The sequence below is a fragment of the Delftia sp. BGA-UO-ETr-SB1 genome (assembly GCF_059567865.1).
This window is the reverse complement of sequence record NZ_JCAQOW010000004.1, coordinates 1,504,032-1,518,713: the sequence shown is the minus strand read 5'-3', so window position 1 is coordinate 1,518,713 and position 14,682 is coordinate 1,504,032. Positions and strand designations below refer to the sequence as shown.

At 60.8% G+C, this 14,682-nt stretch carries 12 protein-coding genes; 9 read left to right on the top strand and 3 right to left on the bottom strand.

Going from position 1 to position 14,682, the window contains the following annotated elements; all coding sequences use genetic code 11:
* Positions 1 to 28: 28 nt before the first annotated feature.
* Positions 29 to 2,971: a hybrid sensor histidine kinase/response regulator gene (locus AC57B5_RS07425; RefSeq protein WP_496399159.1), complete on the top strand. Its 2,943-nt coding sequence runs from the start codon at positions 29 to 31 to the stop codon at positions 2,969 to 2,971.
* A gap of 63 nt (positions 2,972 to 3,034) precedes the next feature.
* Positions 3,035 to 3,730 carry a response regulator gene (locus AC57B5_RS07420; protein ID WP_123693508.1) on the top strand — a complete coding sequence of 232 codons (696 nt, stop codon included), beginning with the start codon at positions 3,035 to 3,037 and terminating at the stop codon, positions 3,728 to 3,730.
* Between the two features lie 11 nt (positions 3,731 to 3,741).
* On the opposite strand, the gene AC57B5_RS07415 is transcribed toward AC57B5_RS07420, so the two are convergent.
* Entirely contained in the window at positions 3,742 to 4,530 is a 789-nt protein-coding gene (locus AC57B5_RS07415; RefSeq protein ID WP_447915623.1) for an Hpt domain-containing protein, read from the bottom strand.
* Between the two features lie 259 nt (positions 4,531 to 4,789).
* The gene (locus tag AC57B5_RS07410) at positions 4,790 to 5,065 is read right to left on the bottom strand and encodes an H-NS histone family protein (protein WP_013802280.1); all 276 of its coding nucleotides are present in this window, start codon (positions 5,063 to 5,065) and stop codon (positions 4,790 to 4,792) included.
* A 661-nt stretch (positions 5,066 to 5,726) separates the two neighbouring features.
* Between AC57B5_RS07410 and AC57B5_RS07405 the strand changes: the two genes are divergently transcribed.
* From AC57B5_RS07405 to AC57B5_RS07385, 5 genes are all read left to right on the top strand, one after another.
* Positions 5,727 to 5,858 (top strand): hypothetical protein, encoded by a 132-nt coding sequence (locus AC57B5_RS07405; RefSeq protein ID WP_373769842.1) that lies wholly within the window; start codon positions 5,727 to 5,729, stop codon positions 5,856 to 5,858.
* Positions 5,859 to 6,485: 627 nt separating this feature from the next.
* Positions 6,486 to 7,073: a (2Fe-2S)-binding protein gene (locus AC57B5_RS07400; protein WP_013802282.1), complete on the top strand. Its 588-nt coding sequence runs from the start codon at positions 6,486 to 6,488 to the stop codon at positions 7,071 to 7,073.
* Entirely contained in the window at positions 7,070 to 9,370 is a 2,301-nt protein-coding gene (locus AC57B5_RS07395; protein WP_447915624.1) for a xanthine dehydrogenase family protein molybdopterin-binding subunit, read from the top strand. Before AC57B5_RS07400 ends, AC57B5_RS07395 begins: the two co-directional genes overlap by 4 nt.
* Before the next feature lie 17 nt (positions 9,371 to 9,387).
* Complete coding sequence (locus AC57B5_RS07390) at positions 9,388 to 10,719, top strand: c-type cytochrome (RefSeq protein WP_496399158.1); 1,332 nt, start codon at positions 9,388 to 9,390, stop codon at positions 10,717 to 10,719.
* Positions 10,720 to 10,801: 82 nt separating this feature from the next.
* Positions 10,802 to 11,917, top strand: a complete 1,116-nt coding sequence (locus AC57B5_RS07385) for an acyl-CoA dehydrogenase family protein (RefSeq protein WP_496399157.1) — start codon at positions 10,802 to 10,804, stop codon at positions 11,915 to 11,917.
* Positions 11,918 to 11,921: 4 nt separating this feature from the next.
* Here AC57B5_RS07385 and AC57B5_RS07380 read toward each other — a convergent pair whose 3' ends face one another.
* The gene (locus AC57B5_RS07380) at positions 11,922 to 12,548 is read right to left on the bottom strand and encodes a TetR/AcrR family transcriptional regulator (protein WP_496399156.1); all 627 of its coding nucleotides are present in this window, start codon (positions 12,546 to 12,548) and stop codon (positions 11,922 to 11,924) included.
* A 142-nt stretch (positions 12,549 to 12,690) separates the two neighbouring features.
* On the opposite strand from AC57B5_RS07380, the gene AC57B5_RS07375 reads away from it, so the two are divergent.
* Together AC57B5_RS07375 and AC57B5_RS07370 are read left to right on the top strand one after the other, a co-directional pair.
* Complete coding sequence (locus AC57B5_RS07375) at positions 12,691 to 13,746, top strand: sugar phosphate isomerase/epimerase family protein (RefSeq protein ID WP_013802287.1); 1,056 nt, start codon at positions 12,691 to 12,693, stop codon at positions 13,744 to 13,746.
* 39 nt (positions 13,747 to 13,785) lie between these two features.
* A complete protein-coding gene (locus AC57B5_RS07370) occupies positions 13,786 to 14,682 on the top strand; it encodes an alpha/beta fold hydrolase (RefSeq protein ID WP_065346560.1) in 897 nt (298 codons plus the stop codon).

Below are 14,682 nucleotides of genomic sequence, written 5' to 3'. Positions count from 1 at the left end.
ATGAGGAGATCCACAGCCTGATCGATGGTTGTATCTTGATGCCCAGATGGAAATATATAAAAAAGAGGCTGGAGAAAAGGAAGAGCTCCACCTTCTGACCAAATACAACAAGACACTGCTTTTTGGCGGTGGCCTGGTTTTCTCTCTTCTTATCATTGTTTTGGCAATGCTTGCGGCCCTGTTCGAGCTCAATGACTTCATGGAGGAAAGAAGAGCCGTATTCCAGAGCAAGAGAACCCGGGTTCTGGTGGAAATAGAAACAAAGCAAGTCATTATGATGCGAGGAATCATTGCATCAGAGTTGCTTTGGGGGCAGACGCACACATCTCATCCCGGCGTCTTTGCCGGGGCAGATGCTGTGATGGCAGGGGTGAGCCCTGTAGTATTGCTTGAGAATAAGATCAACAAGAATGTACACAAGCACTACAGAGATATGTTGGGAGAGCTGGCATATTTGGCAAATTCCAGCTTTCTTCAAAATGGAAGAGCAATATCTGCCTATGTCTTCAGTCCGGACAGATCGTTCATAGGCGTCCTTGTGCCGCAGGTGCCAAACGAGCATGAGCGAAAAGACATGCTCTTGAAACTCAGGGAACATATTTCGACTTTGCCTGAAGATAACGGCACCATCATTCCGTCCGTCCAGCTGCGCCATCCCATATGGCTGCCTCCGAGTAAAAGCATTCTGACGGGGGAGATGTCATTTCAGATTGTTGTCTCGGCATTCCAAGATGGAAAGCCATTTCTCACGGTGGTGAGCGACATGCCGACTCAGTATATTGAGAGCCTTATGCAGCAGGGTGATGGTAGGAACTCCTTGTTTATTCTTGATTCTCAAGGCAACGTTGCGTTGGGTGGGGGAGGCGGCGATGCAATAGGGGATTTTTTTGATATCGAGGCGTCGAAATTTCACGGAGGAATGATAAGTAGATATATTTTGAGCAAGTATGGTGCCGTCTATAGGAATGGATATTTTTATTACTATTCGAGGATATCAAATACAAACATGATACTTCTCCAGGTGTTTTCCTGGAAAGATGTGTATTTAAATGGGAAGTCCCTTGTATATTTGCTGTTTTCATTGATATTCATCATTTTTTTCTGGTGTTTTCTGATATATTTTTATGATAGGGTTTTTATTCCAATATATGGAAAAGCCAAGAATGTGTTCGACACGGAACATCTGAGCCGCACCATCATTGCCATGGCGCCTTATGGACTTGGTCTTCTTGATTTCAAGGAAAAGAAGATGCTTTTGGAAAACAGCATGATGTACAAGTACAAAGAAAGCATGGTGTTGGATGACAAGTCTGCTGGTGAGCGGTTGATTGAATATTTTCTCAGATTCTACGGTGAGAAATATCTGAGTGGAAAAAAGACTGAATATTTGCCGGTAGTCAGCGAAGTCGTGATCTCTTACAACGGAACAGTTGCAGAGATTTCAGTGATCATGGTGAAGGCCAAATATCAGGGGCGGCATGTCCTGCTGTGTGGATTTGCCGATATCACTGCGCACAAGCAGGTGCAAAGAAATCTGGAAGATGCCAAAAAGGCGGCAGAAGAGGCAAACCAGGAAAAATCTTCTTTTCTTGCTGCCATGAGCCACGAGATACGCACGCCACTGAATGCAATATTGGGCAATCTGGAAATACTGGGAAGAAGCTCCATGTCAGAAGAGCAGCAAACCAGGCTCACCACCATATCATCTTCATCCCATTCTCTTTTGACGCTGCTGAATGATGTTCTCGACTTCTCGAAGATCGAGTCTGGTCAGATGAGTGTGGAATTGGCCAGCTTTGATCTCAAGTCTGTGATCCGGCAGGTGGCTGCCATTTACAAACCGCTGGCTGCGGAACTGGGTATAGGATTTTCCTTGATCATTGATCATTCGCTGAGGGATGGATATATAGGAGATGGCGAGAGAATAAAGCAAATCCTCAACAATCTTCTCAGCAACTCCTTGAAATTCACCAAGGCTGGCAAGATTGACGTGTTTGCATCAGACAGGGCCGGTGAGCTCAAGATCAAAGTGTCAGATACCGGGATAGGCATTCATCCCTCACAGCACCCATTCATCTTTGATGCATTCAAGCAGGCAGGCTCGGATATAGCGGCGGAATTTGGTGGTACAGGGCTGGGCTTGACGCTGTGTCAGCGTATGGCACATCTCATGGGCGGGGAAATCCGGTTCTTCAGCGTGCCGGGAAAGGGCAGCATTTTCGAATTGACCTTGCCCGCATGCCACGTCCAGCCTGTTCCTGCTTCCTTGGGTTGGGACGATGGCGATGTCATGCTTGCAGACGATGAAAGCGCAGGTTATTGCGCAAGGATTCTCATCGTCGATGATCACCCGGTCAACAGGCTGCTGCTTCTGGATCAGCTGAAAATCCTCGGCTTCGAGGCGGAATCTGCAGAAGGCGGGGAATCCGCATTGCGAATGATGTCGCGGAATATGTATGACCTGGTTCTTACGGACCTGCAAATGCCTGGAATGAGCGGTTATGCACTTGCTCAGCGCATCAAGCAGAATTATCCGGGAATTCCTGTGGGAGCAATAACGGCACATGCAGGCAAGCAGGAAAAATTCAAATGTGCAAAATTTGGCATCGCAGATATTCTTGTCAAGCCGGCCTCCTTGAAAAACCTCAAGGAATTCATTGGAAAAAATATAGGAAAGTCTGGCAAGGGTGTCGTTGAAGCTGCGGAAGTTCAGGGCAGCAGATTGCCTTATCGTGATGTATTGATTTCAGCAACCGAAAGCTCATTGGCTGCGTTGAGAAAGCATTTGCTGCAAGGTGATCTGATGGCTGTGCACCGTGAAATTCATGCCATGAAAGGGTCATTTGCGGTGGCTGGGCTGAAGGATAGAGTGGAAGATATGGACCGATTGTCATCTCTTGTCAATATGCGGCACCTCCATGCAGTGGATGAGGCCCTGACCGACCTGCTGGAGAACCTGAGAGATATCTGATGAGCCGTGGTGCAATGATGCTGCACTGAACGATTGTGTTTATTCCGTTGATGGTGCCAAAGCATGTTTCCCAATATGAATCATAGAAAAGATTTAAATATATCCGTACTGCTGGCCGATGATCATCCTGGAATCATCTCAGGCATCCGGCATGAGCTGTCTTCAGAGCTGGAAATCCTGTTGAAAGCCAGCGTTTCAAATTCAACCGATCTGGTGAAAAAGTTGGATGAGGGTGGCTTTGACGTGCTTGTGTCGGATTACTCCATGCCTACGGGTCAATACGGAGACGGCTTGAATCTGTTTGGCTATATATCCAGAAGATTTCCGAACCTGGGTTTGGTGGTTCTGACCATGCTGGACAATTCGGCCATTCTCCAGGCGCTGGGCAAGGTGTCGAACATCAGCATCGTTAGCAAGGCGGACCCGGTGCTGCATCTGGTTCCAGCCATTCATGCCGCCTATACAGGAGGGACATACTTCTCCCCCGCCATTTCCGAGCGACTGGAAAAAATGAATGCGGGTGTCATGGGAGGCGAAGGAAAATCACCGGGGGTGCTCAGTCCCAAGGAATCGGAGGTGGTAAGGCTTTATGCGGCCGGTTTGCGTATCGACGAGATCGCGGCCAAGCTGAACAGAAGCAAGAAAACCATCAGTACCCAGAAAGTCAAGGCCATGCACAAGCTTGGAATTGAACGAGACATTGATCTGATGAAGTATGCCCTTGAGTGCGGATGGGTGACCTCATCGAGATCTCAATGACGGCCGGTTCTTTATCTGCCGTTCAAGGTCCGGATTTCTTCCAGGAGCTGGTCAAGCTGCAGTTCCAGCGCCAGCAGCGAATGCGCATGGTGCATCAGCCCATCATGGTTGATGCCATTTTCCAGGCCGGCGCAGCGTATTGACAGCTCAGTCAGGTCAAAAAATCGCAGTGAACCGGAAAGATTGTGCAGCTCTCTTTGCACATCCTTGCGATTCTTGCTGGATTTGATGATCGCCAGCGACGAACGTGCAGAATCCAGAAAGGCCGTTCTGATGGGCGCCGGGATCTGTTGAAAATGGGCGACGTCATCGGTCGACGAAATGCGGCCGCTGTTGGCAGGCCGGGGCTGAACGGCCAGTTGCAGTGCATCAAAGAGGCCCTGCAGCGAACGCCAGGAGACTTCGATGATGCGGGCGTTGATCACCTTGGGTTGCAAGGGGTGATCGGCCTCGCATTCGATGATGCTTGCAGCTCCTGCCACCAGGCGGTTTTCATCCTTGGGATTCCAGGACGTTTTCGATCCGCAAAGCACAACAACCTGGAACTTCTGAAGGCGATCCTGGCGAATGGCCGTGGGATGGTGGCAGGCCGTGGTCGCCAGGCCCCAACTTTTGAGGTGCGGGAGCAGATGGGCGTGCAGTTCATCGGATGACGAGATGAACAAAACCTGCTCGCCTGAAAATGACAAAGCGGAGGAGGGGGGCTCTTCTGTGGTGGTTATCGATTCGGCGGCAGTCGAGAACTTTTCAGAACGGTATGGTGTGGGTGCACTGTCCAAGGTGGATGTCTGTTTTTTCATGGGTGGCCGAGCATCTGGCGCCGGCATCTGCAGCCAGTCACTCGCTGGAGGCTTCAGATCCGGCTGGAAGATTGGACCACGGCATCCATCCATGGTGCATGTTTAAGGACATGTCCATAGAGCATTCTTGTTTCACCTGCGCGGCGTCTGGCCTTGGAAGCCCAAGCCCGGGCATTCAGGTGTGGCAGCAAGTGCCGCCAGAATGAAAAAAGCCTGCAGAGAACTGCAGGCTGTTTTCATGGAGGCGTTTATCCAGGCTTCAGATGGCGAACTGGGCGCGATCCTTGTCCTTGATCCAGGCGGGGGGCTTGCCACGGCCGGTCCAGGTGTCACCGGTTTCGGGATTGCGGAACTTGGGGGCCACGGTGGAGGGGGCGCGGCGTGCCGTGAAGATGTCGTCGGCAGTCAGGCCGTAATCCTGAACCAGACCGCGAATCTTGGCGATCACATCACTGACTTCTTGCTTGCGTGCTGTCTGGATCTGGGCCTCGAGTGCCTCGCGCTGTGCCAGAAGTTCTTTGTATGTGGTGTTCACGGTAGTTTGCCTTTCATGGATTGAAGCGCGAATATTAACGGTTTTTTAAGAACAAGTTTGCATGCTTTCGATCATTTTCTCCTATGACTGCCATTGGCCGTCCTGACCGTGTTCAAAATGACCGGTCAACGCCAGGTAAAGGCCATGTAAAGAGCCGGTAGTTATGGGGTGCTGTATGTTCCGGAGCCCTTCAAAATCCTGTATGCCCTCGCTTTCAGGTTTGAAGCGCGGTGGTTCACAGGAGTGAGTGACCGGCTGCGAAGGAGTTTGGGCTTATTGAAGGGGATGTGAAAGGCGATGCCGTGATCAAACTGCACCGCACATTGGAAATTCTTGAAACCCAGTCTGTACGCTGCTTGCCAGCGGCTTTTTGCGTGGGGTTTGGGGGAGGATGGCGAGCAGAATGCAAGCGAAAGATGAGGGTGTTGGTGTTCCCGTGACATCCTTCGCGAAAGACACGCGTTTTTGCCTACAAAACTGTTTATTCATACAGTATGATGCGGCCATGAGCATCGATCAGATCGCCTTCGCACTCCCCGCAGTCCTTGCCGTCTGGCTGTCGCAGTCCCGTTCCGTTGCCCTGCGGCGGTGGGCCTGCCTTCTCGGCCTGGGATGCATGCCTTATTGGATATATGTGGCTCTGTTGGCCGGGCAGTGGGGCATGTTGGCCTTGGCAGGCGCCTTTGCGCTGGGCTGGCTCAAGGGGCTTTGGGTGCACTGGCTGGCACCTCGTCGGCGTGAGGCCGTGGGCTCGGGCCTGGGCACCATCCAGATCACGCCGGGCACCCGTTGACGGCTGGGCCGCTGGTCCGCGCCTTGTGTTCATCGATGCTGCAGGCGGGCGCGTGTTTTACGGGCGCTGTGCATGGCGTGCTCGGGAATTTCAAGCGTTCTCACTGGAATTTGATGCAGATAAAAGCCGAGTGTTTTGCTTGGTTGGTGTGATGGCCGTGCCGATGCGCCGGCTGCCAGGGTGGCCTGCTGTCTTTATGCCCAGCCGTGCATGGCTGCAAGACCGGGCAGGGGCCGTGATGCAAGAATTTCTGCCCTTTGTGCACTGTGGTGGTGCACATCTTTCGGGGCTTGGTGCAGGTTTCGGATCGGCTGGTAGCGCTGTGTTTTTGCGGATATTTCCGATCTTTATGGTGAGTTATGTGAGCAAAAAGCCACGGAGTTTGCGGGTCTGTGCAGGTCCTTGGATGGACGCCGGCTGGCAGTGATGGGCAAGTCCGAGGCATAGAATCGTTTGCATACAACAGGCAGTCATCTATCAGAGTTGCCTCTAAAAACCACGTGAAAACAGCCCACCCCGTTGGCGGTGGGCTTTCTTTTTCGGGCTTGGCCGCGGCGAGTCCGTCGCCTGATTTTTCAGTGCGCACCTATGGTTTGCACCTGTTGTCAACCACAAGGTTTGCACACGATGAAATTCACTCTCAACCAACAAGAGGTCGAGATCCAGGGCGTCAGCCCTGAGACGCCGCTGCTTTATGTGCTGCGCAACGACATGCAGCTCAACGGGCCCAAGTTCGGCTGCGGCCTGGGCGAATGCGGCGCATGCGCCGTGCTGATCGACGGCAAGGTGGCCCGCTCCTGCTCCGTTCCCGTGAGCGTGGTCCAGGGCATGAAGGTCACGACGCTGGAAGGCCTGTCCCAGGACGCGACCCAGGCCGAGCACGCCCGCGTGGCGCGTGACTGGGAAGCAGCCCATCCGGCCGCCGTGCCGGGGATGCCTGCCGGCAAGCCGGCAGCCGATGCACAGGGCAAGGCCGTCTACCGACTGCACCCTGTGCAGCAGGCTTTCATTGACGAGCAGGCTGCCCAGTGCGGCTACTGCACCAACGGCATGGTCATGGCCCTGGTGGCCTTGTTCGACCACAAGCCCACGGCCACCGACGAGGAAGTCACCCAGGCCCTGTCCGGCCACCTGTGCCGCTGCGGCACGCATGTGGAAATCATGCGTGCGGCTGCTCGCGCCCGCGTGCTGATCGCCCAGGGAGGTGCAGCATGAGTGCATCCAACCCCCTTCAACTGACGCGCCGCAACCTGCTCAAGCTGGGCGGCATGGTCATGGTCAGCTCGGTGGCGGCCGCTGGCCTGGTGGCCGAAAGCACGGGTACGGCGCCCGCCGTGGCCGGCGCCTTCCCCATTCCCCCCATCGACCGGGTGAGCAGCTTCATCGCCATTGGCGCGGACGGCAGCGTCACGGCCTACCACGGCCACGTGGACCTGGGCACGGGCATCCGTACCTCGCTGGCGCAGCTGGTGGCCGATGAGCTCGATGTGGAGTTCGAGCGCATCACCATGGTGCTGGGCCACACGGGCCGCACGCCCAACCAGGGCCCGACCATTGCCAGCAACACCATCCAGGTGGACGCCATCCCCATGCGCAAGGCCGCCGCGCAGGTGCGCCAGCTGCTGCTGGGCCTGGCTGCCGAGAAGCTGCAGCAGCCCGTGTCCGCACTGACCACGTCCAAGGGCGCGGTGGTGGCCAAGGGCGGGCGACGCATCGGCTACGGCGAACTGGTCCAGGGCCAGGACCTGAACATTGCGCTGGACAAGGAAGTGCCGCTGCGCACCGGCGGCTTCAACTACATCGGCAAGTCCGTGCAGCGCGTGGACATTCCGGCCAAGGTGCTGGGCGCGCTGGCCTATGTGCACGATGTGCGCGTGCCCGGCATGCTGCACGGCCGCGTGGTGCGCCCGCCCTATGGCGGTGCCGATGCGTCGGCGCCTCTGGGCAGCAGCCTGATTTCGGTGAACGAGCAGTCCGTGGCGCATCTGCCGGGCATCGTCAAGGTGGTGGTGCAGGGCGATTTCGTGGGCATCGTGGCCGAGCGCGAAGAGCAGGCCATTGCCGCCATGCGCCAGCTGGAGGTGAAGTGGAAGGACTGGGCCGGCGTGCCCGACCTGTCGCTGAACGCCATGCACGACACCCTGGTCAAGCACGAGAAGACCGACCGCATGCTGCGCGAGGACGCGGGCATTGACGAGGCCTTCTCGGGCGCCAAGAAGGTGATCGAGGCCGACTACGTCTGGCCCTACCACCTGCATGCCTCCATCGGCCCGTCCTGCGCCGTGGCCGAGGTGTCCGCCAGCCAGATCCAGGTCTGGACCGGATCGCAGAACCCGCACGACGTGCGCAAGGACATCGCCACGCTGACCGGCATGGCAGCCGACCAGATCAATGTGACGCGCCTGGAAGCCTCGGGCTGCTATGGCCGCAATTGCGCGGACGACGTGGCATCCGACGCCGTGCTGCTGTCGCAGGCCGTGGGCCGCCCGGTGCGCGTGCAGCTGATGCGCGAGCAGGAAGCCGCCTGGGAGCCCAAGGGCACGGGCCAATTGATCCGCGTGCGCGGCGGCCTGGACGAGAACCATGCCGTGCTGGGCTATGAGCTCAAGACCTGCTACCCGTCCAACGACGCGGCGGCCCTGGCCCTGATCCTGACGGGCAAGGTGCCCAACAAGCCCAAGGTGCTGCAGATGGGCGACCGTACGGCCATCCCGCAGTACGAGTACCCCAAGATGCGCGTGGTCTCGCAGGATGCGGCGCCCATCGTGCGCGCTTCGTGGATGCGTGGCGTCTCGGCCCTGCCCAACGTCTTTGCCCATGAGTGCTGGATCGACGAATGCGCCTACCTGGCCGGTGAAGACCCGCTGGCCTACCGCCTGCGCTACCTGAAGGACCCGCGCGCCGTGGCGCTGACGCACGCTGCGCACAAGCAGGCCGGCTGGCAGGATGGCCCGGCCCACCGCAACCCCGCGCCGGCCGACCAGCGCCTGGTCAAGGGCCGCGGCTTTGCCTATGCCCGCTACTACCACAGCAAGTTCCCTGGCTACGGCGCGGCCTGGGCCACCTGGATCTGCGACGTGACCGTGGACCGCGAGACCGGCGTGATCAAGGTGGACAAGGTCTTCGTGGCCCATGACTGCGGCGAGATGGTCAACCCGGCCGGCGTGCGCCACCAGGTGCACGGCAACATCATCCAGTCCACCAGCCGCGTGCTCAAGGAGTACGTGACCTTCGACAGCAAGGGCGTGACCTCGCTGGACTGGGGCGGCTACCCCATCCTGCGCTTTGACGAGCTGCCCGAGATCGACGTGCAACTGGTCGAGCGCCCGGGCGAAGACCCCATGGGCGCGGGCGAATCGGCCTCCGTGCCCAGCGCCGCCGCTGTCTCCAACGCCGTGTTCGACGCCACCGGCGTGCGCCTGCGCGAAGTGCCGTTCACCCCGGCACGCGTGCTGGCCGCACTCAAGGCACAGGCTGCCGATGCAGCCCCGGCCGACAAGGCACAGAACTGAGAGCGGAGGACCGGAACATGCACACACTCAAGAAAATCACCCTCGGCGTGGTCGGCCTGGCCGCCGTGGCCGGCGCCGCCTTCTGGCTGGCCACGGGCCGCAGCGAAATCGCGCCCCTGCAGCAGATCCCGGTGCAGGAATTCAGCCAGCAGCAGATCGACCAGGGGCGCCGCCTGGCGCACATGGGCGACTGCGCGGTCTGCCACACGGCACCGGGCGGCCAGCGCAACGCAGGCGGCCTGGCCATGCCCAGCCCTTTCGGCACCATCTACTCGACCAACATCACGCCCGATGCCGAAACCGGCATCGGCCGCTGGTCGTACGAGGCCTTCGAGCGCGCCATGCGCCATGGCGTGGACCGCGAGGGCAACTACCTGTACCCCGCCTTCCCGTACACCGCATTCACCCGCGTGACCGATGAGGACATGAAGGCGCTGTATGCCTTCCTGATGTCCGAGCCGGCTGTCTCCAACGAGGCGCCCAAGACCGCGCTGAACTTCCCGTTCAACGTGCGCCGTGGGCTGGCCCTGTGGAATGCGCTGTACCTGGAGCCGGGCGAGCAGCCCGCGCCCGCCAACCAGTCGGGCGAGTGGATTCGCGGCGCCTACCTTGTCGAAGGCCTGGGCCACTGCGCGGCCTGCCACTCGCCGCGCAACCAGTTCGGCGCCGAGAAAAAGGGTGCCGACCACTTGGCCGGCGCCTTCATCGACGGCTGGGATGCGCCCGCGCTCAACGACAAGGCCGTGGCCCCGCTGCCCTGGACGCGAGAAGACCTGGTCCGCTACATGCAGACCGGTTTCTCGGAGCGCCACGGCGTGGCCGCCGGCCCCATGGCGCCCGTGATCGAAGGCCTGTCCCACCAGTCGGCCGAGGACATCAACGCCATGGCCACCTACCTGATGTCGTACCGCAAGCCCGTGGCAGACGCCGCTGGCGCAGGGGACGCCCAGGCCCTGGTGAAGGAAAAGACCGAGGTTGCCAAGCTGCCGGTCGACGCCCAGGGCTACCGCCTGTACCAGGGCGCCTGCATGGCCTGCCACCGCGCCGACCCCAGCGGCGTGCTGGCCGGCAGCAGCTTCGGCGTGCGTCCCCAGCTGTCGCTGAACACCAACCTGTACAGCGATTCGCCGACCAACGCCATCCATGTGGTGCTCAACGGCATCACGCAACCGGCGCGCCCGCAGCTGGGCACCATGCCCGCCTTCCGCCACAACCTCAGCGACGATCAGATCGCCACGCTGCTCAACACCATGCGCAGCCAGTACGGCCTGCAGCCATGGCCCGGCCTGAGCGACAAGGTCAAGGCCCTGCGCGAGGAAACACGCCCCGGCAAGGTGGCGGCGCACTGAGCCTGCGCTGCGTCATCTGCGCAGCCTGTGCGCTGCGCTAGGATGGCAAGGGACCGCTGTGCCCACAGCGGTCCCTTTTTTTATGGTGACCCGCAAGATGACAAGCCACATACCCGATTTCCCCCTGCTGACCGGCGCCGACCGCCAATGGCTGGATGCACGTGCCCAGGCGCTGGATGCCGGCAACGGCGATGCCACGGCCGCCGTCGTGCCCTATCTGGCCGAAGCCGGGCTGCTGGGCCACGGCTTGGCGGATGCCTTGGGTGGGCAGGGCGCAAGCGCCGGCGATGCCATTGAGGCGATTGCCCAGGTGGCCACGCACTCCATGTCCGCCGCCTTTGCCTTCTGGGGCCAGCGTGTGCTGATCGAGATGCTGGCGAACACCGGCAATGCGGCCCTGCGCGAGCGCTGGCTGCCCGCGCTGCTGGCGGGTGAGGCGGCCGGTGCCTCGGGGCTGTCCAACATCATGAAATTCCTCAGCGGGCTGGAGGCACTCAACATCCGCGCCACGGCCCGGGAAGGCGGCGGCTGGCTGCTCAACGGCAGCGTGCCCTGGTGCACCAACCTGCGCGGGCCGCGCTTTCTGGCCGCCATTGCCGTGGCGCGTGACGACGGCGCACCGCCCATGATCGTGGCCCTGCCGTCCGATCGTCCCGGCCTGGAGCGCTCGCCGGATCTGGAGTTGATTGCCCTGCGCGGCACCAACACCGCCGCCTTGCAACTCAAGGACGTGGCCATCACCGAAGACGATCTGCTGGCCGAGCGCGCCGGCGGATTTCTGCCGCGTGTGCGGCCGGCCTTCCTGGGCATGCAATGCGGCCTGTCCATCGGCCTGGCGCGCGCGGCCTGTGCGCAGGCCGCCTCGCGCATGGGGCAGGGCGGGCATGTGCTGCAGCAGCCGCTGGACGATACCCGCAGCCATCTGGAGCAGGCGGTGGCGGCACTCAAGGCCGGTGTCGAGGCCGGCGATTTCGTGGAGGCGCCCGAGCGGCTTTTCGCGCTGCGCCTGGCCCTGCACGACTGCGTGCAGCAGGCCATGCAGCTGGAGCTGCAGACGGCCGGCGGCCGTGCCTACAGCCTGGATGCGGACGATGGCTTTGCCCGCCGCTGGCGTGAATCGGCCTTCATCCCCATCGTCACGCCCAGCGTGATCCAGTTGCGCGCCGAGCTGCAAAAACTGCAAAAGCTCGGCGCCTGACGGCTCAGCCCGCCTTGGCCGCGGGCTGCAGCGCCGGCTCCAGCGCCGTGTTCAGCAGCAGCAAGGCGGTTTGCACTGCAGCCAGCAGCCGTTCGCGCGGCACGCCATCGCGGGCCTGCACCGAGATGCCGTGCAGTTGCGTGGCATAGAAATCCCCCAGCGCCTGCACATCGGTGCCGGCGCGCAACTCGCCTTCATCCAGCGCGCGCTGAAGGCGGTCGATCAGGGACTGCGTGCGCTGGCGGCGGTGTTCGGCCAGCCAGGCGGCGACTGCCTCGTTTTCCTCGGCGCAATTGGTGGCGGCGGTGACCACCATGCAGCCCAGCGGATGGGCATCGTCCGTATAGGTGACCACGGCATCGCGCAGCACGCGGGCCAGGGCGTCGCGCACGCGCGGCTCCTGGGCCATGGCGCGGTCGGCAAAGCCGCCATCACCGGCCTCGTAGCGCTGCACGGCCTCGCGGAACAGGTCCTGCTTGCTGCCGAAGGCCGCATAGATGCGCGCTGACGCAATGCCCAGCGCCTGCACCAGGTCGGCCATGGACGTGCCCTCGTAGCCGCGCCGCCAGAACGCCAGCATGGCGCGCTCCAGCGCCTGGTCTCGGTCAAATTCCCTGGGTCTTCCGGCCATCTTCCTCATCCTTCTCAACAGTCAGGGCGGCATCTTAGCGGCGCCGTGATGCTGTCTTGCATCGGCTTCGCAAAAGCAGCCGCATTGGCGTGATACTATTCTTTGTCGATCAACAAACAATAGCTCAACGCAAGGAAGCCACATGCAGACCATCAAGGGCCCAAGCCTTCATCTGGCGCAATTTGCCGACAACAAGGCGCCGTTCAATTCCCTGGAAGACATCGCACGCTGGGCAGCCGGCGTGGGCTTCAAGGGCCTGCAGATTCCCGCCTGGGACCAGCGCCTGTTCGACGTGGCCACGGCCGCCAGCAGCCAGACTTATTGCGACGATGTCAACGGCATGCTGGCCTCGCACGGCCTGGTGGCCAGCGAGCTGACCACGCACATCTTTGGCCAGCTCGTGGCCGTGCACCCGGCCTACGACGCCATGTGCGACAGCTTTGCGCCCGAGGCGCTGCGCGGCAATCCGGCCGCACGCACGGCCTGGGCGCTGGAGCAGCTCAAGCTGTCGGCCAGTGCATCGCGCCGCATGGGGCTGAGCGACATGGGCACGTTCTCGGGCTCGTTCGTCTGGCCCTATCTGTTCCCGTTTCCGCAGCGCCCGGCCGGCCTGATCGAAACCGCCTTCGAGGAGCTGGCGCGCCGCTGGCGCCCCATCCTCGACGCGTGCGACGAGCAGGGCGTGAACCTGTGCTACGAAATCCACCCCAGCGAAGACCTGCACGACGGCACCAGCTTCGAGCGCTTCCATGAACTGGTGGGCCAGCACGCGCGCTGCAAGATCCTGTTCGATCCCAGCCATTTCGTCCTGCAGCAGCTCAACTACCTCGACTACATCGACATCTACCGCGAGCACATCCGCATGTTCCATGTGAAGGATGCGGAATTCCTGCCCAGCGGACGCCAGGGCATCTACGGCGGCTATTCCTCGTGGCTGGAGCGGGCAGGGCGCTTCCGTTCGCTGGGCGACGGGCAGGTGGACTTCAAGGCCATCTTCTCCAAGTTCGCCCAGTACGACTACCAGGGCTGGGCCTCGCTGGAATGGGAGTGCTGCCTCAAGGACCAGGAAGACGGTGCGCGCGAGGGCGTGGACTTCATCAACCGCCACATCATCCGCGTCACCGACAAGATCTTTGACGACTTCGCCGGCGCTCCCGTGGACCAGCGCCAGATCAACGCCATGCTCGGCATCGCCTGAGCACGCCCGCAGCCAAAGAACCTCAAAAAGAATCCAACAATGAACGCTTTCACATCGAACGCCCTGCGCAAGCAGGAAGACCAGGCCCACGAGTTCTCGCACGACTACGTGCGCATCGACGGCCGCCGCATCCACTGCATCACGGCCGGGCAGGGCGCGCCCGTGCTGCTGATCCCGGGCTGGCCCCAGACCTGGTATGCCTGGCGCCACGTCATGCAGGCACTGGCGGCGCAGGGCTTCCAGGCCATTGCCGTCGATCCGCCGGGCACGGGCTTTTCCGACCGGCCCGACACCGGCTACGACACGGGCTCCATCGCGCTGACCCTGCACCGCACCATGCTGGCGCTGGGCCATGAGCGCTACCAGGTCGCCGGCCACGACGTGGGCATGTGGGTGGCCTATGCACTGGCCAGCGACCAGCCGCAGGCCGTGCAGTCCCTGGCGCTGACCGAGGCCGTGATCCCCGGCCTGGCGCCCGAGCCCAGTATCTTTGCGCCGCCAGAACAGAACATCTTCCTGTGGCACTTCATGTTCAACCAGCTGGCCGACCTGCCCGAGACCCTGATCGCGGGGCGCGAGCGTGCCTACCTGGAATTCATGTTCAACCGCTGGTCGCTGCGGCGCGACCGCGTGGCCGTCGACGTCTATGTCGATGCCTATGCGGCGCCCGGTGGCCTGCGCGGCGGCTTTGCCTACTACCGCGCTATTCCCGAAACCATCCGCCAGAACCGCGAGCGTGCGCTGCGCCCGCTGGCCATGCCCGTGCTGGCCATTGGCGCCGAGCACGCCACGGCCGATGCGCCGCTGGCCACGCTGCGCGGCCATGCCGATGACCTGTCGGGCGTGATCGTGCCGGGCTGCGGCCACTTCATCATGGAGGAAGCCGCCGAGCCCTTCATCGCCGAGCTGCTGCCCTTCCTGCAAAGGACGCTGTGA

Excerpts from the sequence above, each read along its gene's own strand:
- AC57B5_RS07420 (WP_123693508.1), top strand. The coding sequence starts at position 3,035 with ATGTTTCCCAATATGAATCATAGAAAAGATTTAAATATATCCGTACTG.
- AC57B5_RS07415 (WP_447915623.1), bottom strand. The coding sequence starts at position 4,530 with ATGAAAAAACAGACATCCACCTTGGACAGTGCACCCACACCATACCGT.
- AC57B5_RS07405 (WP_373769842.1), top strand. The coding sequence starts at position 5,727 with ATGTTGGCCTTGGCAGGCGCCTTTGCGCTGGGCTGGCTCAAGGGGCTT.
- AC57B5_RS07400 (WP_013802282.1), top strand. The coding sequence starts at position 6,486 with ATGAAATTCACTCTCAACCAACAAGAGGTCGAGATCCAGGGCGTCAGC.
- AC57B5_RS07395 (WP_447915624.1), top strand. The coding sequence starts at position 7,070 with ATGAGTGCATCCAACCCCCTTCAACTGACGCGCCGCAACCTGCTCAAG.
- AC57B5_RS07390 (WP_496399158.1), top strand. The coding sequence starts at position 9,388 with ATGCACACACTCAAGAAAATCACCCTCGGCGTGGTCGGCCTGGCCGCC.
- AC57B5_RS07385 (WP_496399157.1), top strand. The coding sequence starts at position 10,802 with ATGGTGACCCGCAAGATGACAAGCCACATACCCGATTTCCCCCTGCTG.
- AC57B5_RS07380 (WP_496399156.1), bottom strand. The coding sequence starts at position 12,548 with ATGGCCGGAAGACCCAGGGAATTTGACCGAGACCAGGCGCTGGAGCGC.
- AC57B5_RS07375 (WP_013802287.1), top strand. The coding sequence starts at position 12,691 with ATGCAGACCATCAAGGGCCCAAGCCTTCATCTGGCGCAATTTGCCGAC.
- AC57B5_RS07370 (WP_065346560.1), top strand. The coding sequence starts at position 13,786 with ATGAACGCTTTCACATCGAACGCCCTGCGCAAGCAGGAAGACCAGGCC.